Annotated in this window: 20 protein-coding genes and 1 riboswitch; of the genes, 13 read left to right on the top strand and 7 right to left on the bottom strand. The window is 67.0% G+C overall.

Features of this window, described 5'->3' with window-relative positions; genetic code table 11:
- Window positions 1-209: 209 nt before the first annotated feature.
- Window positions 210-1,814: an MFS transporter gene (locus tag RYL44_RS00405; protein ID WP_314974736.1), complete on the bottom strand. Its 1,605-nt coding sequence runs from the start codon at window positions 1,812-1,814 to the stop codon at window positions 210-212.
- A gap of 152 nt (window positions 1,815-1,966) precedes the next feature.
- Here RYL44_RS00405 and RYL44_RS00400 point away from each other — a divergent pair, with 152 nt between their 5' ends.
- From RYL44_RS00400 to RYL44_RS00375, 6 genes are all read left to right on the top strand, one after another.
- Window positions 1,967-2,509 (top strand): DUF4956 domain-containing protein, encoded by a 543-nt coding sequence (locus tag RYL44_RS00400; protein ID WP_009054256.1) that lies wholly within the window; start codon window positions 1,967-1,969, stop codon window positions 2,507-2,509.
- Window positions 2,510-2,618: 109 nt separating this feature from the next.
- Entirely contained in the window at window positions 2,619-3,440 is an 822-nt protein-coding gene (locus tag RYL44_RS00395) for a polyphosphate polymerase domain-containing protein (RefSeq protein ID WP_314974735.1), read from the top strand.
- Between the two features lie 178 nt (window positions 3,441-3,618).
- Window positions 3,619-5,481, top strand: coding sequence for a carbohydrate-binding domain-containing protein (locus tag RYL44_RS00390; RefSeq protein ID WP_314974734.1), 1,863 nt, complete (start codon window positions 3,619-3,621; stop codon window positions 5,479-5,481).
- 195 nt (window positions 5,482-5,676) lie between these two features.
- Complete coding sequence (locus RYL44_RS00385) at window positions 5,677-6,132, top strand: RidA family protein (RefSeq protein WP_048677725.1); 456 nt, start codon at window positions 5,677-5,679, stop codon at window positions 6,130-6,132.
- Window positions 6,133-6,217: 85 nt separating this feature from the next.
- A complete protein-coding gene (locus tag RYL44_RS00380) occupies window positions 6,218-6,805 on the top strand; it encodes a DUF2249 domain-containing protein (RefSeq protein ID WP_314974733.1) in 588 nt (195 codons plus the stop codon).
- A gap of 188 nt (window positions 6,806-6,993) precedes the next feature.
- Window positions 6,994-7,473 carry an SRPBCC family protein gene (locus RYL44_RS00375; RefSeq protein WP_276740880.1) on the top strand — a complete coding sequence of 160 codons (480 nt, stop codon included), beginning with the start codon at window positions 6,994-6,996 and terminating at the stop codon, window positions 7,471-7,473.
- A 1,325-nt stretch (window positions 7,474-8,798) separates the two neighbouring features.
- Here the strand turns inward: RYL44_RS00375 and RYL44_RS00370 are convergent.
- Both RYL44_RS00370 and RYL44_RS00365 read right to left on the bottom strand, forming a co-directional pair.
- Window positions 8,799-9,074, bottom strand: a complete 276-nt coding sequence (locus tag RYL44_RS00370; protein ID WP_314974732.1) for a hypothetical protein — start codon at window positions 9,072-9,074, stop codon at window positions 8,799-8,801.
- Window positions 9,071-9,472, bottom strand: coding sequence for a hypothetical protein (locus tag RYL44_RS00365; protein ID WP_314974731.1), 402 nt, complete (start codon window positions 9,470-9,472; stop codon window positions 9,071-9,073). Before RYL44_RS00365 ends, RYL44_RS00370 begins: the two co-directional genes overlap by 4 nt.
- 195 nt (window positions 9,473-9,667) lie before the next feature.
- On the opposite strand from RYL44_RS00365, the gene RYL44_RS00360 reads away from it, so the two are divergent.
- From RYL44_RS00360 to RYL44_RS00350, 3 genes are all read left to right on the top strand, one after another.
- Window positions 9,668-11,140 (top strand): amino acid permease, encoded by a 1,473-nt coding sequence (locus RYL44_RS00360; protein WP_314974730.1) that lies wholly within the window; start codon window positions 9,668-9,670, stop codon window positions 11,138-11,140.
- Window positions 11,141-11,168: 28 nt separating this feature from the next.
- Window positions 11,169-11,270: riboswitch (TPP riboswitch) on the top strand.
- Window positions 11,271-11,300: 30 nt separating this feature from the next.
- Window positions 11,301-11,900, top strand: coding sequence for an ECF transporter S component (locus RYL44_RS00355; protein WP_314974729.1), 600 nt, complete (start codon window positions 11,301-11,303; stop codon window positions 11,898-11,900).
- Between the two features lie 10 nt (window positions 11,901-11,910).
- Window positions 11,911-14,472 carry an ATP-binding cassette domain-containing protein gene (locus RYL44_RS00350; protein ID WP_314974750.1) on the top strand — a complete coding sequence of 854 codons (2,562 nt, stop codon included), beginning with the start codon at window positions 11,911-11,913 and terminating at the stop codon, window positions 14,470-14,472.
- 22 nt (window positions 14,473-14,494) lie between these two features.
- Here RYL44_RS00350 and RYL44_RS00345 read toward each other — a convergent pair whose 3' ends face one another.
- Window positions 14,495-15,346: an MT-A70 family methyltransferase gene (locus tag RYL44_RS00345; protein ID WP_314974728.1), complete on the bottom strand. Its 852-nt coding sequence runs from the start codon at window positions 15,344-15,346 to the stop codon at window positions 14,495-14,497.
- Window positions 15,347-15,454: 108 nt separating this feature from the next.
- Here RYL44_RS00345 and RYL44_RS00340 point away from each other — a divergent pair, with 108 nt between their 5' ends.
- From RYL44_RS00340 to RYL44_RS00325, 4 genes are read left to right on the top strand one after another with little or no spacing between them, the layout of a single operon-like run.
- On the top strand, window positions 15,455-16,225 hold the full coding sequence (locus RYL44_RS00340) for a BglII/BstYI family type II restriction endonuclease (protein WP_073983718.1): 771 nt from the start codon (window positions 15,455-15,457) through the stop codon (window positions 16,223-16,225).
- Window positions 16,197-16,919, top strand: coding sequence for a nucleoside/nucleotide kinase family protein (locus tag RYL44_RS00335; RefSeq protein ID WP_314974727.1), 723 nt, complete (start codon window positions 16,197-16,199; stop codon window positions 16,917-16,919). The genes RYL44_RS00340 and RYL44_RS00335 overlap by 29 nt, the downstream gene beginning before the upstream one ends.
- A 4-nt stretch (window positions 16,920-16,923) precedes the next feature.
- On the top strand, window positions 16,924-18,438 hold the full coding sequence (locus RYL44_RS00330) for a phospholipase D-like domain-containing protein (RefSeq protein ID WP_314974726.1): 1,515 nt from the start codon (window positions 16,924-16,926) through the stop codon (window positions 18,436-18,438).
- Window positions 18,435-19,343, top strand: coding sequence for a class I SAM-dependent methyltransferase (locus tag RYL44_RS00325; RefSeq protein WP_314974725.1), 909 nt, complete (start codon window positions 18,435-18,437; stop codon window positions 19,341-19,343). Before RYL44_RS00330 ends, RYL44_RS00325 begins: the two co-directional genes overlap by 4 nt.
- Window positions 19,344-19,356: 13 nt before the next feature.
- On the opposite strand, the gene RYL44_RS00320 is transcribed toward RYL44_RS00325, so the two are convergent.
- The 3 genes from RYL44_RS00320 to RYL44_RS00310 form a co-directional block, all read right to left on the bottom strand.
- The gene (locus tag RYL44_RS00320) at window positions 19,357-19,686 is read right to left on the bottom strand and encodes a DUF2185 domain-containing protein (RefSeq protein ID WP_276740210.1); all 330 of its coding nucleotides are present in this window, start codon (window positions 19,684-19,686) and stop codon (window positions 19,357-19,359) included.
- Between the two features lie 71 nt (window positions 19,687-19,757).
- The gene (locus RYL44_RS00315) at window positions 19,758-20,261 is read right to left on the bottom strand and encodes a hypothetical protein (protein ID WP_276740212.1); all 504 of its coding nucleotides are present in this window, start codon (window positions 20,259-20,261) and stop codon (window positions 19,758-19,760) included.
- Entirely contained in the window at window positions 20,258-20,878 is a 621-nt protein-coding gene (locus RYL44_RS00310; protein WP_234968783.1) for a hypothetical protein, read from the bottom strand. Before RYL44_RS00310 ends, RYL44_RS00315 begins: the two co-directional genes overlap by 4 nt.
- Window positions 20,879-20,981 lie beyond the last annotated feature (103 nt).

Genomic DNA, 20,981 nt, shown 5'->3' with positions numbered 1-20,981 from the left:
GCGTACTTTCCTCCCAGAAAAATCGCACGTAATTTCCCTTGGTCAGTTTTCGATGTGCCCAGAAAACGTTGGAATTGCAACGGTTAGATTTCAAAGTTTGAATAACGGGGAGGGGAATTACGTGCGACATTTGTGGGGAACCATGCGGGTGCGCGGTGTGCAGGTGTGTGGCGATCTCGCGTCGGGCCCCGGGCCCACGCAGGGGGCGGCTACACCCCGTAGCGCCGGGAGAAGTTGTGTTCGAACTGTTCGAGGGACACCCCGCGCGTCTCAGGCACGATGAATAGGTAGAAGCACAGGGACACGACATTAATGAGGCCAAACGTCAGGTAGGTCCAGGTCGCCCCCAGGTGGCCGATCATGATCGGGAAGAGCCACGTGACGATTGCGTTCATCATCCAGCCGCAGCCCACCGCGAACCCCTGGGCGACGCCGCGAATACGGGCGGGAAAGATCTCGGAAACCAGCACCCAGTTGACGGTGCCGGACTGCTTAGCGAACACGAACAGGGACACGAGGACGAGGACCAGCCACGGCAAATAAGAAGGAATCTCAGGCGAAATGCTCCCGTCAGCCAGCGTGTAGGGGCCGATGCCGAGCCCAAAGACGAGAGCGAGAGCGAACAGAGACACGGTCACGCCCGTCTCCTGGTAGATGCCGACGTGGCGCCGAGCAAACCTCGACACAAGGTACAGGCCGAACGCGGCGCCCACGCACGCGACGGCCCCCGTGATCACGTTCAAAGTGATGGAATCAGCGGAGCTGAACCCCGCGGCTGCCAGGATCTTCGGCAGGTAGTACATGGCGGTGTTGATGCCGGTCAGCTGGTCGAAACACGCCAGGCCGATGCCGATGAACAGGAGCCTCCTGGTCCACGCGACCGACGCGGTGCGCCGCAGGGTCCAGTGGCCTTGGCTCGTCTCGGCCGCGTGCAAGGCGATGATCTCGCTGATCTCGGCGGCCACATCGTCGCGGCGGGGGTCGCGGATGCGTTTGAGGGCGCCCACGGCCTCGTAGTAGCGGGCCTTGGACGCGTACCAGCGGCCCGACTCGGGCATGAGGCGCATCCCGACCCACAGGAGCACAGCGGGGATCGTGGCGAGCACCAGCATCCACCGCCACGCGGACCCGTCGCCCGCGGTGACGACGGCGGTCGCGACGCGGGAGGCCTCGTCCCACGAGTACCACTGCCCGGGCGTGAGCGTGCCCGACGGGTCGGCGCTCACGAGGACGCGCGGCCCGCCGTGCGCGTGGGAGAGCGCCGCGTTCATCGAGTAGGCGAGGAGCTGGCCGAACACGATCATGAACTGGTCGAGCGCCACCAGGGCGCCGCGCATGCGCGTGGGCGCGGACTCCGACAGGTAGATCGGCACGGTCGCCGAGGCGCCACCGACCGCCAGGCCGAGAACGAAACGGAACAGGTACAGCACCCAGATGTTGGGCGCGACGGTGCATCCGATCGTGCCGACGATGAACACGACGGCGAGCAGCAGGATGTTGTGCCGCCGCCCGTTGCGGTCCGATAGGCGCCCGGCGCCGATAGCCCCGATCGCGGCGCCGATGGCGAGGACGCCGCCGACCAGGCCCTCCTCGAACTCGTTGATTCCGAGTCCGCCGGCCACGCTCGGCATGTACATGTACGGCAGTGCGCCCGCGATGACGCCCGTGTCGTAGCCGAACAGCAGGGAGCCGAAAGTCGCGATGGCGGCGAGGAGTTTCACGGAGCGCGCCGGACCCGAGGCCGGGGTCTCCTCCGTGAGTGTGCGCAGTTCTCGGTCAGTGGGGGCGCCGATGGCCCCAGGTCGGGTACTCATGGGTTCCATTGTGCGACAGCGCACGCCGACGTGCGCGGGTGAGTCTAACATTCAGGATTCTCTCAGGAAAGTCATATGGCAAAAAGCAAAGATTCATAGGTTGTTCATAGGGTCGCGTGGGGAAATAGGTGCATCGACAAAAGGAGACACCAATGACCGCCCTGATCCTGATCGCCATTGACCTGGTCGCCATGGCCGCCCTCGTGTTCGGCCTCTACTTCCCACGGCACCGCCGCGCCGACCTGGTCGCAGCCTTCCTCGGTGTGAATGTCGGCGTCCTCGCCGTCACGATCATCCTCGCGAACTCGACCGTGAGCGCGGGCCTGGGCCTGGGTCTCTTCGGTGTCCTCTCGATCATCCGCCTGAGGTCCGATCAGATCTCGCAGACGGAGATCGCCTACTACTTCGCGTCGCTGGCCCTCGGCCTGCTGACGGGAATGTCGTCGGCGGTGACCCCGCTCCTGGGTGGCCTCATCGCCCTGATCCTCGCGGCCCTCGCCTTCGGCGACTCGAAGCTGGTCTTCGGCCGCTACACGTCGCAGACCGTGCAGCTGGACCGCGCGATCGCCGACCCGGCGGAACTGAAAGCAGCCCTCGAGCAGCGTCTCGGCGCGTCCGTCGCCTCGGTCAACGTCGTCAAGCTCGACCTCGTGAACGACCTGACTCTCGTTGACGTTCGCTCGAAGGTCGCCTGACCCGCCGGACCGGCCTCGCCCCCGGCCCGCCGGCTCGCCCTTGACAGCAGACTTGGCCCCGGCCTCGCCGCCACAGCCCCGCAGACCGCCTCTACCAAGGACACGACTCATGAACGCCACACTGAACGCGACTCTCGCCGACCTCGAGACGATTGGCCTCGACGACCTGAATGAGCGCGCCGCGATGCTGACCCGCGTGGACCGCAAGTACGCGCTGGACGCGGCCACGGCCTCGTCGATCCTGAGCCGCCTCCCCGAGGAAACCCGGGTCCTCCAGATCGCCGGCCAGGTGTCCCAGTGCTACGCCTCCACCTACTACGACACCCCCGACATGGATTCGTACCTGCTGACCGCGCTCAAGCGCCGCCGCCGCTTCAAGGTCCGCGCCCGCACCTACCTGTCCACCGGCGCCTCCTTCCTGGAGGTCAAGACGCGGGGGCCGCGCGGACTGACCGTCAAGAAGCGCATGTCGATCTCCTGGGACGAGGCCGGGGCGCCTCTCGCGGGCGAGCGCCGTTCGTGGGTCGCGGGAAAGGTTGAGCACACGGGCTACGCGCACCTGGTTCCGGCCTTGGAGCCGATCCTGGCCGGATCCTACGAGCGCAACACACTGCTCCTGCCCGGCGGAGCGGGCCGCGCGACCGTTGACACGAAGCTGTCGTGGCGCTCGCTGCGCACGGACGGCACTGAGGTCGCACGCCCCGACCTGGTCATCATCGAAACGAAGTCGGGTGCGACCCCGTCCGTCGTCGACCACCTCCTGTGGGAGGGCGGCGTGCGACCCGTGAAAATCTCCAAGTACGGGACCGCAATGGCCGCCATGCACGACCTGCCCGCGAACAAGTGGAACCGCACGCTGCGCCGCTACTTTCCCGAATACGTGGAGGCCCCCGAGCTCGCGCGCGAGGCGCCCCTCGCGATGGCCGCCTGACGGGCGGCGGCCAGGTGGGCACCAAGCAACTGAGCAGACGACGCCACGCCGGCATTCCGATTTCGCCACACCGGCCCTCGCGGTTTCGATAAGCCGGCTACACGGTTTCGAACGCGAACGATACGCAAGCGCTCACCATAAGAAACATAAGCCTTAACGACACGAAAGAGATAGACACATGAAAGCCCTTCGGAAAATCTGGACCCCCGCCCGGACGATCGGCGCGATCGCCCTCGTCGCAACGTTGGCGCTGGGCGCTTGCGGCGCCTCGGGCGCTGCGTCCGCCGGTGGTGGCGCGACGAGCGCGACCGCTGCCGTCGCGACCGCCGGAACCAACGGCGACACGACTGCGCCGCCCACCGCGGCCGACGCCCTGGCCTCGAACGCGAAGGCCTCCTACGTGAAGGACAGCGACTGGAAGGCCTCGGACGCCGTCGACGTGACGCTCAGCGGAACGACCGCGACCTCCTCGTCCGACGCCGTGAGCGTGAGCGACGGCGTGCTGACCATCTCCAAGGCCGGCGTCTACAAGCTCAGCGGCTCCTTCACCGGCAAGGTCGTCGTAGCCGCGGGAGCTGAGGACCAGGTCGTCCTGATCCTCGACAACGCGACCATCACCTCGACCACCGGTGCCGCGATCGAGGCGACCAGCGGCGACGACCTCGTCCTGTCCCTCCAGGGCACATCGACGATCACCGACGGCACCTACACCGGCGATGAGGAGGCGAACGCCGCGATCTACGCCGACATGGACCTGACGATCACCGGCTCGGGCACGCTCAACGTGACCTCCGGCGCCTCGGACGCGATCACCTCCAAGGACGACCTGTACGTCCTGAGCGGCACGATCAACGCGACCGCCTCGGATGACGGCCTGCGCGGCAAGGACTCCCTGACTGTCGCCGGCGGCACCGTCACCGTGAACGCCGGCGGCGACGCCCTCAAGTCCGACCAGGACAACGACGACACCAAGGGCTACGTGTCCATTGTGGACGGAACCGTCACCCTGACCTCGGGGGGCGACGGCATCGACGCGTACACCGACGCGATCGTCACCGGCGGCACCCTGTCGATCACCTCGGGCGGCGGCGCCTCGGCCGGCAAGCCCTCCACGGGCTCGGCCAAGGGCATCAAGGCTCAGACCTACATCATCGTCGACGGCGGCACGACCACCATCGACGCCGGGGATGACGCCATCCACTCCAACGGCGCTCTGCGCCTGAGCTCCGGCACGATCACCGCCGCCTCCGGCGACGATGGCGTGCACACCGAGGTCGCGGCCGTCCTGGACGGCGCGAGCGTGACCGTCACTCAGTCGAACGAGGCCCTCGAGGGCGGACTCATCACGATCTCCGACGGCACGGTCGACCTGACGTCGAGCGACGACGGCATCAACGCCTCGGGCTCGATCACCGTTGCGGCCGGCCTGGCCGCCACCGCCGAGTCCAGCTCCGATTCGATGGCCTCCGACACCGCCACGACCACCGACCCGATGGCCCCCGGCGGCATGGGTCCCGGAGGTCCGGGTGACGGCGGCGGCTCGATGGAGGACACGGGCGAGCAGCTCACCATCACGGGCGGCACCGTCACCGTCAACGCGAACGGCGACGGCCTCGACTCCAACGGTTCGCTGACCATCAGCGGCGGCACGACGACCGTCTACGGTCCGGCCTCCGGCGCGAACGGGGCCCTGGACAGCAACGGTGCCATGAGCATCACGGGTGGCACGGTCATCGCCTTCGCCACGGGCGAGATGGTGGAGACGCCGACCACGACCGACGGCCAGGGCTGGGTCTCCGCCTCGGCGACCGGCTCCGCTGGGTCCACGGTGACAATCACCGACGCCAACGGTTCGGTCCTGGGCACCTACACCTCGCTCAAGGCCTTCGGAAACGTCATCTACTCAACCTCTGGAATGACCAACGGCTCGACCTACACGGTGAGCGTCGATGGCGCGGAGACCTCGGCGACCGCCGGCGAGGGCGGTCAGCCCCCGGCCGGCGGCCAGGGCGGTCAGCCCCCGGCCGCACCCCAGGGCTGAAGCCTCCTGAATAGTGCGCCCCGCGTGATTGTCGACACGCGGGGCGCACGCGTACCTGCATCACGTCTTTTTCGCCGAGGCCCCAGCCGGTATCTCACGCCCGCACCCTCGCTCACCACCCCCGGGAACAGCGCAACTAGACTGGAACAGGAGGACGAGGCCCCGGCCTCGTCAATGACAACGAAAGGACCCCTCATGCTCCCCTCCGAGAAGCTCGCCGAGCTCGGCCTCGAACTGCCCGCCGTCGCCACGCCCGTCGCAGCCTACGTGCCCGCCGTCATCGACCGCGGCGTCGTGCGCACCTCCGGCCAGATCCCCGTCGTGAACGGCGAGCCCGTGTGCATCGGCGCGGTCGGCGAGGACGGCGCGGACCCCGAGGACGCCAAGGACGCGGCGCGCGTGTGCGCCCTCAACGCCCTGGCCGCAGCCGCCGCAGCAGCGGGCGGCATCGACAACCTCGCGGGCGTCGTGAAGGTCGTGGGCTTCGTGTCCTCGCGCCCCGACTTCTACGGCCAGGCCGGCGTCATCAACGGCGCCTCCGAGCTGTTCGGCGAGATCTTCGGCAGCCAGCACGCGCGCAGCGCCGTGGGCGTCGCCGCTCTGCCCCTCAACGTGAGCGTCGAGGTCGAGGCCGAGTTCCTCATTAAGTGAACGCGCGCGGCCGGCTGAGGCATGCCTACACTGAATGAGGTTCACCCAAAGGCTCGTCGCGGGCCTAAGAATGTAAGGAAGACACATGACTGACCGTCAGATGTTCCAGCTGGTCGACGCAAACACTGTCCCCGCCACGGACGGCGGCTGCGGCTGCGGGTGCGGCTGCGGCGGCAACGGCAAGAAGGCGCGCGCCGAGCAGGCGGCAGCTGAGCAGGCCCCCGCTCCCGCCGCGCAGGCCCCCGCTCCCGCCGCGCAGGCCCCCGCCGAGCACGGCGGCTGCGGTTGCGGAGGCCACGGCGCCCAGGCCCCTGAGGCCCCCGTCGAGCGCCCCCACGAGATGGCCGCCGAGCCCATCACCTCCACGGCGGGCGGCTGCGGCTGCGGCGGACACGGCGGCGGACACGGCAAGGTCCACGCGGGCGGCGCCGGCGTCATCCACCGCCCAGGCGCGGACGAGCTCGTCATCCACTCCATCCCCCGCGTCGTGCGCCACGCGGTCCTCTTCGCCGCCGTCGACAACCTGCCCGTCGGCGAAAACCTCCAGATCTGCGCGCCCCACCAGCCCGAGCCGCTGTTCGCGCACCTGCAGGACTCGACGCAGCACTACCGCGTCGAAACCCTTCAGGCGGGCCCCGTGGATTGGCGCTACCGCATCACGCGCCTCGCCTGAGCGCCCCTCCACGCACGAGGCCGTGGCCGGCCCCGCCATCTCCGGTGGGTCTGCCACGGCCTCGTCGCGTGCCATCGTGTGCCAAGGACGAGCAACATGGGACGACACTGTGACCACACCCTCACCAACGGATTTGTTTGCTATCCCGATCACATGCCGGGGCGCGCGTGAAACGGTACCGTTGAGGTATGAGCTTCTTTGATACGACTTCCGACACTGACGTCGAGGATGATCTGGATCGCGTCTCCACAGACGTGGTCGTGAACTGCGACATTGAGGCCGCGTGGGCGCTCGTGTCCGAACCTGGCTGGTGGGTCAACGACGGCCCGCTGGGCGATCACGAGGTGAGCCTCGGCGACGACGGCCTCTACCGCGTGAGCGACCCGGACGCCGGCGACTGGCTGATCGAGAAGGCCGACGAAGACCCCATGGACGTCGTGGCCTTCCGCTGGTACCCGCTCGCCGACGACGAACTGCCTGACGAGTACGCGACCCGCGTCGAGGTCTCCCTCTCCGAGGAGCGCAGCGGCGTCGCCATCCATGTCGAGGAGTCGGGCTTGGCCTCTGTCTCCGACGACGAGGCCGAGGCCCGCCAGGCGTACGAGGACGCGATCGGCATGTGGGAGCAGGTCCTGGTCGCGGCGAAGAGCCACCTCGAGGGCCGCTGAACTCCTTCGCTTCCGAGCCGGCATCTGCTGATGTCGTTGAGGTTTCGCCGTTTAGGTATCCGCTGGCGTTGTTGATGTTCCGTCGTTTTGGCCTGTGCGGGTGTCGTTGATGTCCCGTCGTCGCAGCATTTCGTCGGCGAATGACTCGTAGTGAGCGTTGCCAGACTGTGAACCCCCGCGGCCTCACTGCTGCGGGGGGTGTCTGTTGGCGGTGTGGTTCACGGATGGTGAGCTGAGTGTCCGTCCGGGTGTGTCCCCCAAATTTCGCACGTAATTCCCCTGCGCGTGTTTCAACTTTTGAAGTCAGAACGTTGAAATCCTGCGGTTTTTTGGGTGTTGTTGCGTGTGGCCGTCAGGGAATTACGTGCGGAATTGGTGAATGTGCGGACGGTGGCGGGGCGTAGGCTGCGGGCTGCCGGATGCTCGCCGCGGTTGGGCTTGTGAGTGTGGGCGCTGCACCCGATCTGTAGGCAATGCACCCGATCCGTAGGCAATGCACCCGTTCTGAACGGGTGCATCGCCACGTAAGAGGTGCAGCGCCACGTAACGGGTGCAGTGCCCTGTAACGGGGCGGTCACGGCCTGGTGTGTGGTTGCGGTGTGGGCCGCGTTCGGACTTGTGCTCAGAGGCGTTGCACCATTGAGGGGTGCAGCGCACTAGCTAGCAAGTGGTGCGGTGCGCTGGGTAGTGTCATCCCTACCCAAGTGGTGCATTGTGTGCCTCGTTAGTCGTCCCGCCGCGTTTGGGCTTGTTGGCGTGGGCGGTGCACCCGATCCGTAGGCAATGCACCCGTTCTGAACGGGTGCAGCGCCACGTAAGAGGTGCAGCGTCCCGTAAGAGGTGTAATGCCCAGTGTGGGAGTTGCTGTGCGAACCGTGGCGGAGCTTGTGGCTCCGAAGCGTTGCACTAGTTGAAGGAGCAATGCACTAGATGGGGAGCATTGCACTGGATAGTAGCTAGTGCAATGCCCTGCTAAGTAGTGCAATGCCTCCCGGCGCCGAATGCTGTGGGAGCTGCATCGACATGTGCTGGGAGTGGGCGTCAGTGCTCCCAAATTTCGCACGTAATTCCCCTGTGACTGTTTCAATGTTTTAAGTCAGAACGTTGGAATTCCGCGGTTTTTGCGGTGTTGATGCGTCCGGTCGTCAGGGAATTACGTGCGGAATTGATGGACCTGCCGGGCCTATGCGGCTGCGTGCCCGGATGTCGCGCACCTGGATGTTGAGCACAGTGTCTCGCCTACTGTGCCGCGCGTGCCGTGCTCGGGTGTCCCGCCGGCCCTAGTCCTCCGTGAGCGCTGCGGCTACTCCGCGTGCCTGCCGGGCCTACTCTGCGTGCCCGGCCTCTCGTTCTGCTGCCTCGCGCTCCGCTGCCTCGCGGGCTGCCTTCTTGGCGCGCTCGCGGGCGCGCGCCTCGACCTCGTCGGGGGTGAGCGGGCCCTGCGTGGTGCCGGCGCTGCCATCGGATCGCCGCCACGCGATGGTCAGGCCGTCGCGCGCGCCGAATCGCGCCAGGTGAATGCCCGCGACATGCTCGAGGTGAGCGGCGCGCTCGGGGGTCGTGCGCAGCTCAAGCCGAAGGTCCGACGGTGACGCGATCACGTCGAAGCGCCCCAGAACCGGCCCCTCGCGGTCGAACAGCAGGTAGCCGATGCCCGCGTCCTCGTCCCAGAAACCCGTGATCGCGCCATGTGGCTCACGAGCTGCTTGCCGTAACGTGCCGCGCGCTGCGTGGGAATGGCCGCCGTTGAGGTCAGGGGGGTCGAGGCCTGGGCGGGGGAGTGCGACGCGGTCGTCCCCGGCGAGCTGGCGGGGAACGAGGCCGGGGTGGGGGAGTGCGACGCGGTCGTCCCCGGCGAGCTGGCGGGGAACGAGGCCGGGGCGGAGGCGACCGTGGTGGTCTCGCCAGAGGGGGAAGGGAGCGTGGAGCCGCCCGGACCGCCGCAGGCTGCCGGGGCCTCGTTCGAGGAATGGGGAGCGGACGTCGCAGAAAGATTCATGTGCCTAACCTAACTTGCTTGGTTGCCACGTGTGCGGTGGCGGCTTGGAAGCGCTCGGGGCGTGCTGTGTGACACCTGGATTCGGACGCTACTGGGCCGTTGCGGTAGCGTTGGAGGGTCAAGTGTGCTCCGTGCGAGCATAAAGACCGCGCAAAGCGCCGCCCGCGGACGGCAACCAGCGGAAAGGAAAAACGAATGAGCAGCGAGCCAGTCGTGCACGACGAGCCCCGTCAGGAGGGCGGCGAAAAGCTCCAGCGAAACCTGAAGAATCGCCATATTCAGCTGATCGCCATCGGCGGTGCGATCGGCACGGGCCTGTTCATGGGCTCGGGCAAGACGATCTCCGTCGCGGGTCCGTCGATCCTGCTGGTCTACATGATCATCGGCGCTGTCCTGTTCCTGTTCATGCGCACGCTCGGCGAGCTGCTCCTGTCGGATCGCAAGTACGCGACCTTCGCGGACATTGCGCGCGACCTGATCGGCCCGTGGGCGGGCTTTGTGACGGGGTGGACGTACTGGGCGTGTTGGGTCGTCACCGGCGTCGCGGACATGATCGCTATCACCGGCTACACGCACTTCTGGTGGCCGAACCTGCCCCCGTGGATCCCCATCACCGCCACGACCCTGCTGCTCTTCGCTCTCAACGCGATGACGGTCAAGGCTTTCGGTGAGACGGAGTTTTGGTTCGCACTCATCAAGATCATCGCGATTATCGCCCTGGTCGTCGTCGGTTTCGGCATGGTCGCCATGGGCACGGTCGACGAGGAAGGGACGGTCGCAGCCGTCTCGAACCTGTGGAGCCACGGAGGCTTCCTCCCGAACGGATTCACCGGCTTCCTGGGCGGCTTCCAGATCGCGCTCTTCGCCTTCATTGGCATCGAAATGGTCGGCACGACGGTCGCGGAGACCGACGACCCGGACACCACTCTCCCGAAGGCCGTCAACTCCATCCCAGTGCGCATCATGCTCTTCTACGTGGCGGCGCTCGCGGCCATCATGATGGTGACCCCCTGGGACCAGGTGAGTCCCGATCGCTCCCCCTTCGTCACTATGTTCTCGCTGACCGGCCTGGGTGCCGCGGCCACGATCGTCAACCTGGTGGTCCTTTCCTCGGCCGCCTCGAGCGCGAACTCGGGCATCTATTCCACGTCGCGCATGCTCTATGGTCTGGCCCGCCAGGAGCAGGCGCCCAGCATCTTCGCGCGCCTCTCGAAGCATCACGTGCCCCTCAACGCCCTGTTCTTGTCATGCGTGTGCCTGCTGACGGCTATCATCATCATGGCGACGGGCGGCTCGATCTCCGCAGCCTTTACGCTGGTGACCTCGGTGTCGGCCACCCTCTTCATGGGTGTGTGGGTCGTCATCGTCGTGTCCTACCTGGTGTACCTGCGTAAGCGCCCCCACCTGCACAAGGAATCGCACTTCAAGTCGCCCGGCGGTGCCGTCGGCGCGTGGGTGGTCCTGGCGTTCATGGGGGCCATGGGCGTCATCCTGGCGATGTGGGACGATACCCGCCCCGGCCTCGTCTATTCCCTGGTGTGGATCGCGTTCATTGTGGGCGCGGCCTTCGCGAACCGCCACTTCCTGCTGCGTCGCGCGGCGCGCGGAGTCCTGGGCGATGGGGGGACGGGCGAGGGGCCGCATCAGGGTCCTCACCTGCACGAGTAGCGCGACAAATACCAGGTGACTATGCTCACCACTGTGCCACGGGAGCTCGAAGCGAGCTGAGAGGGGACGAACCCCGACCGTAGAACCTGATCCGGGTCATACCGGCGTAGGAAGGCTCTTCCCTCGTGGCCGCCGTGCAACACGAAGGGAGTATTTTCGCATGGCTACCACCGCTCGGTCCCTCCGCTGGAGGGTCATCGACATCGTCACCGCCGCCGTCCTGGGCGTCGCGTGTGGACTGATTTTCGTCGCCTGGAACCAGGTGGGTTACGCGGGCTACGAGGCCTTCAAAGCGATCCTGCCGGGCCTCAACGGCCTGGTGACGGGCGTCTGGCTGCTGGGTGGCACGCTCGGCGGCTACGTCATTCGCAAGCCGGGCGCCGCGCTCTTCGTCGAGTTGCTGGCGGCGACCGTCTCCATGGGCCTGGGCTCGCAGTGGGCGGTGAAGACGCTGTACTCGGGCCTCGCGCAGGGCCTCGGCGCCGAGATCGTGTTTGCGCTTCTTGCTTACCGTCGCTTCAACGTGTGGGTCGCTGCCGCCGCTGGTGGGCTGTCCTTCGCCTGCGAGTGGTTCCTTGAGCTCTTCACGGAGGGCAACCTCGCGAAGGGCGTGCCCTACAACGCCATCTACCTGGCGTGCGGCGCGCTCTCGGGCATCGTCCTCGCCGGAGTTCTTGCGTGGGCGCTGACGAACGCGCTGGCGAAGACGGGCGCGTTGGACCGCTTCGCCTCGGGCCGAGGAGCGCGCGAGCTTGTCTGATTCCCGCTCCATGAACGAGGCCTCCTCCGCCTCCCCCCGCCCCGTGTCCTCCCCGGATAGCCGGGTGCCGCTGGGTGAGGGGGCGGGCGCGCGCGTGCGCGCGCGCGAATGGGGATGGCGTCACGCTGGGCGCAAGAACGCCGCGCTGTCGGGCGTTGATCTCGATATCGCGCCGGGTGAGCGCGTGCTGGTGCTCGGGCCGTCCGGGTCGGGCAAGTCGACGCTCATGGGCGGCCTGGCGGGCCTGCTGGGTGGCGCCGAGGAGGGCGAGGCCACCGGCACGCTCACCGTTGACGGCGTCGCTCCGGCCGAGGCGAGGGGCCGCGTGGGCCTCCTCATGCAGGACCCCGAGGCCCAGGTGGTCCTGGCCCGCGTGGGCGACGACGTGGCCTTCGGCATGGAGAACCTGGGGATACCGCGTGAGGCGATCTGGCCTCGCGTGGAGGAGTCCCTGAGCGCGGTGGGCCTGGACGTGCCCCTGCATCATTCGACGACGGAGCTGTCGGGCGGGCAGAAGCAGCGCCTGGCCCTCGCGTCGATTCTCGCGATGGGCCCGGGCCTGCTGCTCCTGGACGAGCCGACCGCGAACCTGGATCCGAGTGGCGTCGCCGAGGTGCGCGCCGCCGTCGAGGCCGTCGTCGAGCGCACGGGCGCGACGATGGTGGTCGTGGAGCATCGCGTGGACGTGTGGGCATCCCTCGTGGATCGCGTCATCGTGGTGGCCGACGGTCGTATCGCCGCCGACGGCCCCCTGAGAGAGGTTCTTGACCAGCAGGGCGACGCCCTGCGCGAGCGCGGTATGTGGCTGCCCGGCGACGACGTTGCAGCGGAGGTCGGCCCTGCGCCCGAGGTCGCCCCGGCCTCGTCCGAGGGCGCGGAAGAGGAAGAGGGCGCGCGAGGCGCCACCCCCATCGCCCGCGTCACCGACCTGTCGATCGGCTATGACCAGGATGCCCCCGTGCGGTCCGGCATCGACCTGACGCTCGAGCGCGGCGTCTCCACCTGCATCGTTGGCGCTAACGGCGCCGGAAAGTCGACCTTCGCGCTGACGTTGGCCGGCCTCCTGCCGCCCCTCGCGGGCACCGTCGAGGTCGAGACCTCCGACGGCACGGCAGGCGACCCCCACGAGTGGAGCAGCAAGCAGCTCCTGGGCCGCATGTCCATGGTCTTCCAGGAACCCGAGTACCAGTTCCTGGCCTCCACCGTCGCCGAGGAACTCGCCATCGGCCCGCGCGCCGCCGGCATGAGCGAGGAGGAGATCGCCCCCCTCGTCGAGGAACACATGGATGTCCTGGGCCTCACCAAGCTCGCGCGCGCCAACCCCATGACGCTGTCGGGCGGCGAGAAGCGTCGCCTGTCGGTGGCGACCGCGCTCATCAGCGCCCCCGAGCTGCTGATCCTCGACGAGCCGACCTTCGGCCAGGACCGCGGCACGTGGCTGGGCCTCGTGCGCCTCCTGCGCGCCGCCCTCGAGCGCGGCGTCACCCTGGTGTCAATCACGCACGACCCCGCGTTCGTGGCCGCGATGGGCCAGCGCGTCGTCGACCTGGGGTTGGTTGGGAGCCGAGGCGGGGGAGAGTCGCGCGGGTGCGCCGAGTCTGCGCTCGCCTCCCCAATTGACGAGGCCGACTCGGGTCGCGCGTCCCGCACGAGTGTCGGGTCGGAATCTGGCGACAGCGCCGACGCGGCGGCGAATGGCAACGCGACGGGTATCGAGGCGCCTGCGGGCGACGCGCCTGCGGACGAGGCGTCTGCCAGCGCGGCCACCGCGGGTGACGCACGGATGGGTGTGCCCACCTCCGCCCGCGCGCCACGGCGTGGCCTCCTGGCCCGCACCAACCCCGTCGCCCGCGTGCTCGCCCTCCTGGTGGCGACCACGCCGCTGCTCATCACCATCGACCCCGTCAGCGCGGGCGTGGCCCTCGCCCTCGAGCTGGCCCTCGTGCCGCTGTCGGGCGTGTCGGCGCGCAGTTTCTTCCTCAAAGCGACGCCGCTGCTGCTGGCCGCGCCGCTCGGCGCCCTCTCGATGCTGCTCTACGCCTCACCCGGCGGCCACGTCTACTGGTCTTTCGGGCCTGCGGCGGTCTCCGACCACTCGATGTGGCTGGCCCTGGGCATCGGCCTGCGCATGTGCGCGCTCGTCGTCCCCGCGATCGCCCTGCTCGACCGCATCGACCCGACCGACATGGGCGACGGCCTCGCGCAGATCCTGCACCTGCCCGCCCGGCCGGTCCTGGCCGCGCTCGCGGGCGCACGCATGACCGCGCTCATGGCCGCCGACTGGAAGGCCCTGGAGCGGGCCCGCCGCGCCCGAGGCGTGGGCGACGCGTCGCGCATCCGTTCCTTCCTGCGTGGCTCCTTCTCGCTGCTCGTCTTCGCGCTGCGTCGCTCCGGCAAGCTCGCGACCACGATGGAGGCGAGGGGCTTCGGCGCTGCAGGCCGACGCACGTGGGCGCGCCCCTCGCGCCTGCGCGCCGCCGACGCGGTCCTCTTACTCGTGGCGATCGCGCTGCCTTCGATTGCGTTGGCGGTCAGCGTGATAGCCGGGACTTTCGCGCTGGTGGGTCGATGAACGGCGATGGGTGGCCCGCGACCTAGTCGCCTGAGGTCGCCACCTGGGGGCGTGCTCCGCGCTGCCTCAACGGGGTGTTGGCCAGGGTGAGGTAGCGGCGTACGCGGGCGATCGAGTAGTCGTAGCGGGCGGCGAGATCGCTGATCGATGCGCCTTCCTCGTACTGGCGTCGCAGCTGCGCGCTGACTGCGATTTCTGAATCGTGGGGCAGGCGCTGGTGGGAGTCGAGCATCGGGAGGGGAGCGAGGGGACGCTCGATCTTCCCGCCGGCGTAGCCGCTGTAGACACGGCCTTGCGGTTCGATGCTCTCGTCTGCTTCGTTTCCCCACACGGACCAGCCGGCTCGGGGGTAGCGGGCGAACATCTCGAGGTAGGGGCCGGGTGAGCAGGCCTCGATGAGGTCGTACTGTTCATCTGGCTTTCGGGAGTGTTCGCGTTTGCGGGTTTCGATCATGTTGACTTGGCGGCGCCCGGGGGAAAGGGTACGCATTCTGCCTCGGACGCCGAAGAGGAGCAGTTCGGTGACGTTGCGGAAGTAGAATCCGACGCCGCGACCGTCGGGGCCGCCGTCTTTGCGTCGCTTCGCCCAGACGATGTTGGAGACGTATCGGAATCCCCAGGCGGACATGACGTCGAGGCCCTCGGGGAGCAGCGCGTTGGGAACCCACAGGTACAGGTGTGCGTTGGGCGCCACCACGTCAGCCACGGGCAGGCCCTTGATGGCATCCAGCGACATGGTTCCGTAGCGGCCGAGGCGCTTGTGTTCGGGTGCGACCTTGCCTGTGCGGTTCTGGAATCGCCATGGCGGGTCCGACAGGACCGTCGAAAAGCCACCCGCGATGGTGGGCAGGGGGGCGTAGGGCTCATCTGTCATGCCCCCATGGTAGTACCATTTAGATCTAAATATAGATCTAAATTGAGGCGTGTTGCGTGGCGCCACCCATGCGGCAGTCGCCTCCGATGGCCGTGTTACGATGACGAAATGATCCAGACAGCGTCGTATGATAACCCGGATATTGTTCCCCCGAGCGTCCGTGATAGGTTTTCATTCTTTGAAGTGAGAAATGCGTGTGGCGTTCTCGCCGCTGTCGCCCGCGATGAGTGGATGGATATTATCGACGTATTGGATGATTTTAGCTTTTCGGCGAACCTCCTACTTCGAGCTGGTGGGAATAACTCCGCAATGGCCGACCGTCTCAATGGGGAGCTTCGGGAACGCGGATGGGCGGAATGTAAATACGTCGTCAAGCGTGAAGGGTACATCGAATATCGCGAGAGATGGCGCGCAATTGAGGTGCTACCCCACAGTGAGACTCCTTCCTATTGGGTCGATAACCGCAAAGGGCGCGTTTTGGTCGACGTGGAATGGAATGCGAAAGATGGGAATCTCGACCGCGATCTCGCAGCCTACCGTGCCTGGTACGAGGACGGCCTGATCGACGGCGCAGTCATCATCACGAAAGACCGCCCATCACTTCTTGATCTTGCGTGTGACTTATGGGCAGACTATCGCAACGTCTGCGTGGATGAGGTGTATTGCGCGACGCGTTGCCCAGCGAAGAAGAGGACCCCGCGACAGTGGGAATTGGCCCTGCCACTCGATCTGACCACGACGACCGTGACGAGCCTCGACAAGGCGATTCCGCGTGTTGATCGAGGCGAGGCCGGCACGTGCCCGGTCGCCGTCATTGCGGTCAGCGCTCGCACGTGGGACGCAACCCCGTATGAGCCAACCACCCATGTCGTCGGCTGAAGTGTCGGTGAACGGTCAGTCGGGGCCCCACGCGGCGGCGCCGGGCAGGGGAGTGAGGGTCACCGTCCCCATGACCACAGGACCCGAGAAGGCCGCGCGCGACCTTGCTCCCCGGCTGCGCGCGCTTGCTGGGGAGGCGGCCCCAGCCTCGTCACAGTGCGTGGGAACAAACGCGGGGACCGAGCGTGCGCATCAGGGCGCCCCGACCTCGTCGATCGATAGGCACGCGGATGGGGCGAGCGCGCCCGACGAACGCGCGCCCCGCCGGGTCCCCGTCGTCACCATCGACGGCTATTCCGGCTCCGGCAAGTCCACGCTGGCCGCCGCCCTCGCGCGCCTCCTGCCCGGCTGGCAGATCCTCCACCTCGACGACTGGTACCCGGGGTGGGACGGCCTCGCCCAGGGTGCCGAAGTCGCCCGTCGAATCGCCGCCGACCTGCGGGAAGGCAGAACCTCGTCCTACGTCACCTGGGACTGGGAGACCAACACAAGCGGTCGCGCCGTCGAGGTCCCCCTGGCCCCCACGATCATCGAGGGCTGCGGCGCATGTGACGCCGAAGCCGACCTGTCGGTGTGGATCGCAGACCCCGGCGAGGCCGAGCGGCGCAGGCGGGCGCTCGCGCGCGACGGGGCGACCTACGCGCCACACTGGCAGCGCTGGGCCACGCAGGATCTGGGACGCTCGATAAACTAGGCACATGTTTACGCCGCCCCCCGAACCTCCGATGTGGGCGTGGCTCCTGTTCGGGGCCGTCGATTTCGCCATCCGTATCGTGGCGCTCGGCGTCGTCCCGAAACGCCGCCGAGCCTCCACCTCCACCGCGTGGCTGCTCCTCATCTTCCTGTGGCCCCTCCTCGGCGTCCCCCTCTACATCATCTTCGGATCCTGGTGGGCCATGGGGCGCCGCCTCGACCGTGACCCTGAGGCCAGTGCCCTCGTCAACACAATCCTCGCAGGCTCCGCCACGCCCGAGCCGACCGCCCACGACGCGCCCGACGTCGACGACGACGCGGCCGCGCTCATGCGCCTGACCGGCTCCCTCACTGGCTTCCCCGCCTCCAGTGGGCGCGTCGTCGCTCTTCACAACGACACGGCCGAGACCTTCCGGCAGATGGCCGCCAGCATCGACCGGGCGACCCACCACGTCAACGCGCTCTACTTCCAGACGTCGTGGGACGAGTACACGGCCCCCTTCTACGAGGCCCTCGAACGCGCGAAGGCCCGCGGCGTCACCGTCCGTCTCCTCGTCGACCACCACGGGCTGCGCACGATCCCCGGCCACAAGGCCTTTCGGCGTCGCCTCGACGACATGGGGATCCTCTGGCACAAGATGCTGCCCTTCGCGCCCCTGCGCGGGCACATCCGCCGCCCCGACCTGCGCAACCACCGCAAAATCCTGGTCGTCGACGGGCGCGAGGCCTACATCGGATCCCACAACCTGGTGGCCCCCGACTACGACACGCCCTCCTTCCAGAAAGCCGGCATCACCTACGACGACACCAGCGTGAGCCTCACCGGGTCGATCGTCACCCAGATCGAGGCCGTCTTCGCCCTCGACTGGTACTACGCCAGCAGGGAGGTCCTCACCCCCGCCGACCTCACCCCGCCCACTACGCGCGAGAAGGACACGCGCGAGAAGGAGGCAGCTGACGAGGCCCCGGCCTCGTCGATGCAGATCATCCCCTCGGGCCCGGCGTTCCGAGACGAACCCAACCTGCGGGCCTTCGTGCACATGGTGTCTTCGGCGCGCACCCACGTGTCCATCGCGAGCCCCTACTTCATCCCCGACGAAGCGCTCATCGCCGCACTGACGAACGCCGCCCTGTCCGGCGTCGAGGTCGAGCTCTTCCTTTCCGAGCAATTCGACCAATTCCTGGTCGGGCACGCACAGCGTTCGTATTACGGGATGCTCCTCGCGGCGGGCGTGCGCATCCACCTGTACCGCAAGCCCACGATGCTGCACTCCAAGTACGTGGTCGTCGACGGCAGCCTGTGCGCCATCGGATCGTCGAACATGGATGTGCGTTCCTTCGGTCTCAACTACGAGATCACGCTCGTCGCCGACGACGCGCGCCTGGTCGAGCTGCTGCACGGTAACGACGAGCGCAACCGTGCGCGTTCGCGCGAGCTGACCTACGAGGAGTGGCGGGACCAGCCGTGGCACGTGCACTACGTCGACAACGTGTGCCGACTGTGGAGCTCGCTCCTGTGAGCGCGTCGGGGGACGAGGCCATGGCAGGGCGCGCGCACACCACTCCTGCGTGGCAGCAATACGGGGATCACGAGACGATGCCGAACGCAGTGTCCGCTTCGCTCGAGGTGAACCCGTTCGTCGGTGAGGGAGGCGCCTACGACGCTGTGCGCCCCGCCTACCCGGACGAGGCCGTGGCCGCGCTCTTAGGCGCCGCGCCCGCACTGGGTGGGGTGGTGAGTGGCCAGGCAGATGATGCGCCCGCGCGGGGTGAGGGAGTCGGCGGCATGCCGTTAGCTGGTCGCCTGCGGGTCGCAGACATCGGGGCGGGCACGGGCAAGATGAGCGAACTCCTGGCGCGTGCGGGGGCCGTCGTGGACGCGGTCGAGCCCTCGGAGGCGATGCGCGCCCAGGCCTCGTCAATGCCGGGTGTGACGTGGCACGAGGGTGTTGCGGAAGCGACCGGATTGCCGGACGCATCGTTCGACATCGTCGTGTTTGCCCAGTCGTGGCATTGGGTGGACAGCGAGCGCGCGGGTATTGAAGCGGCAAGAATTCTGGCGCCCGGGGGTGTGCTGGGCATCGTCTGGAACCAGATGGACGTGAGTGTTCCCTGGGTTCATCGCCTGACGCGCATCATGCGCTCTGGGGACGTGCACCGGGCCGATCGCCCGCCGATGCCGGGCGGCGGATTCGCGCCCATGCGCCTCACCCAGGTCGTGTGGGAGGATGTCATGACGCCGGAGCAGATCCTGACGCTGGGGACGACGCGCTCCTCGTATATTCGTTCCTCCGAGGCTGGGCGGGATCGGATGCAAGCGAACCTGCGCTGGTACCTCTATCGGCATTTGGGGTACGCGCCTGGGCAGGGGGTCACGATCCCATACACGACGCTGGTGTGGGTTGGGGAGCGCGAGGGCGAGTGAGGGTCGCGGTTCGCTACCCGAAGGTGATCTCGCGCTGTGTCTTGTTGTCGAACCAACGGCGACGACCGTCGGGTTCGACGACGAGCTGAATGTCGGAGCCGACCGGGAGGTTGTAGATGCCGATGCAGGCGGGTTCGAGCTCGCACAGCTCGTTGAAGTCGACCACGGTCATGTTCGCGGGATTCGACAGGTATTCATCAGTGTCGCGGTCGGATAGGACGCGCCAGCCGGTATCTGGCGGGGCGATGGGCGTCTCGCGGGTCAGCCACTTGATGTTGCCTGTCCGCTCGACAACTTTGCGCGAGACGATGGCCGCGCCAGCGTGGTCAATGAATGTAGTCATGCGTGTTCCTCTGTGCTTTTCGTGCTCTTGGCGCCGAGGGAATCGGCGATGTGGTCGGCCACAGCCCGGCGTCACTGGATGGGAATCAAAAATCGATCCGAGGCCCCCTTGGGCAAAGCGAGGCGGTGGGCGCGGGCGGCGCGCAGTGCGGGTTCAAGGACGATGAGGATCGGATCCCACGAATCGAGGCTACGTGCGGGCCTAAGGGCGTCACCGCCCGAGGCGAGCTGCATTTCTTCAAAGACCTGGATTGTAATGCCCGAAAACTCTTGGCATGTGTGCTGTAAGAAGTACGTGCCCGGCAGGTAGGTAACTTCTTGGAGATTACAGCCAGGCGCGCCCGCCATGACGGGTGACAGGTCGCGCCCGTTCGCGCCCACAAAGACGGCGACCTGTGGCCTTGCCAGGTTGTTCGTTGCAATGGCGATGCTGTGCGAGGTGGCCGTCAGTGTTGGGGAAACTATCGCCCGAGGCTTGGTGACGGACGTATCGATGTGGCCGCGGAAAGTCACCGAGGGAGCGGGTGGCAAAGAATTGAGAAGTGCCAGTAGATTCTTAGCGCTGTCGTTGATCATCGGTTGTCCTGCCGGCGATGAGAGTGTTCGATCATGCGGGGTGAAGGAGCGTAGGGGCTGGTCCAGTCGCGCACAAGGTGTGCATAGTGGGTGAGGCACTCGTATGCGAGGCGCTCGTCAATAGACTTGGTGGCTGCGCGGTAGGAGTCCGGGTCAGATGCGGCGGGTGTTAGGAACTGCTGCCACAGGAGTCGGTCTTGCCACCACGTGGGAACACTGGTTACCTCGATGCGTTCGTCCGAGGGCAGACTGATGAGTGGGGCGGTTCCATAGAGTTGAGAATCGTCTGGGTAACGGTCGGGATAAATCGTACGAAACGAGGCCTTGGATACCTCGGGAGGCATCGTGATCTCGCTCATCGGGAGGACAAACTGAGAGGTGTGTCGCCAGACGAGTACGTCCACCCAGATTGATGTGACTCGTGTGTTGCATGCCCGTGGGTTCGTGTGCCAGCCGTATCCATCAGCACGGACGATGAACCATGGTTCGCAGGGCGGTATATCGACGAGGAGGGCAAAAGTGTTTGTGCCCTTAATTGGATGATGCGAGCGAATTGAGCCGTGATACGTGCGGTTATTGCAGGTGAGGATGCCGTTCGTGTCAGTACCAATAGGCATGACCCACCCCTTTGGGCTGGGCTTGCCGAAGGGCTGGAAGGGGACCGGGGGCAGCGTCGTAGACAAGCCGCATAACGAACGGAGTGTGGCTGTGAAACGTCGA

Origin of the sequence: Actinomyces bouchesdurhonensis, assembly GCF_963540955.1 — a bacterium.
Lineage (GTDB): Bacteria > Actinomycetota > Actinomycetes > Actinomycetales > Actinomycetaceae > Pauljensenia > Pauljensenia bouchesdurhonensis.
This window is presented reverse-complemented; position numbering and strand designations above follow the sequence as displayed.

Coding starts and splice junctions, on each gene's coding strand:
- RYL44_RS00405 (WP_314974736.1), bottom strand. CDS start 1,814: ATGAGTACCCGACCTGGGGCCATCGGCGCCCCCACTGACCGAGAACTG.
- RYL44_RS00400 (WP_009054256.1), top strand. CDS start 1,967: ATGACCGCCCTGATCCTGATCGCCATTGACCTGGTCGCCATGGCCGCC.
- RYL44_RS00395 (WP_314974735.1), top strand. CDS start 2,619: ATGAACGCCACACTGAACGCGACTCTCGCCGACCTCGAGACGATTGGC.
- RYL44_RS00390 (WP_314974734.1), top strand. CDS start 3,619: ATGAAAGCCCTTCGGAAAATCTGGACCCCCGCCCGGACGATCGGCGCG.
- RYL44_RS00385 (WP_048677725.1), top strand. CDS start 5,677: ATGCTCCCCTCCGAGAAGCTCGCCGAGCTCGGCCTCGAACTGCCCGCC.
- RYL44_RS00380 (WP_314974733.1), top strand. CDS start 6,218: ATGACTGACCGTCAGATGTTCCAGCTGGTCGACGCAAACACTGTCCCC.
- RYL44_RS00375 (WP_276740880.1), top strand. CDS start 6,994: ATGAGCTTCTTTGATACGACTTCCGACACTGACGTCGAGGATGATCTG.
- RYL44_RS00365 (WP_314974731.1), bottom strand. CDS start 9,472: ATGAATCTTTCTGCGACGTCCGCTCCCCATTCCTCGAACGAGGCCCCG.
- RYL44_RS00360 (WP_314974730.1), top strand. CDS start 9,668: ATGAGCAGCGAGCCAGTCGTGCACGACGAGCCCCGTCAGGAGGGCGGC.
- RYL44_RS00355 (WP_314974729.1), top strand. CDS start 11,301: ATGGCTACCACCGCTCGGTCCCTCCGCTGGAGGGTCATCGACATCGTC.
- RYL44_RS00350 (WP_314974750.1), top strand. CDS start 11,911: ATGAACGAGGCCTCCTCCGCCTCCCCCCGCCCCGTGTCCTCCCCGGAT.
- RYL44_RS00345 (WP_314974728.1), bottom strand. CDS start 15,346: ATGACAGATGAGCCCTACGCCCCCCTGCCCACCATCGCGGGTGGCTTT.
- RYL44_RS00340 (WP_073983718.1), top strand. CDS start 15,455: ATGATCCAGACAGCGTCGTATGATAACCCGGATATTGTTCCCCCGAGC.
- RYL44_RS00335 (WP_314974727.1), top strand. CDS start 16,197: ATGAGCCAACCACCCATGTCGTCGGCTGAAGTGTCGGTGAACGGTCAG.
- RYL44_RS00330 (WP_314974726.1), top strand. CDS start 16,924: ATGTTTACGCCGCCCCCCGAACCTCCGATGTGGGCGTGGCTCCTGTTC.
- RYL44_RS00320 (WP_276740210.1), bottom strand. CDS start 19,686: ATGACTACATTCATTGACCACGCTGGCGCGGCCATCGTCTCGCGCAAA.
- RYL44_RS00315 (WP_276740212.1), bottom strand. CDS start 20,261: ATGATCAACGACAGCGCTAAGAATCTACTGGCACTTCTCAATTCTTTG.
- RYL44_RS00310 (WP_234968783.1), bottom strand. CDS start 20,878: ATGCCTATTGGTACTGACACGAACGGCATCCTCACCTGCAATAACCGC.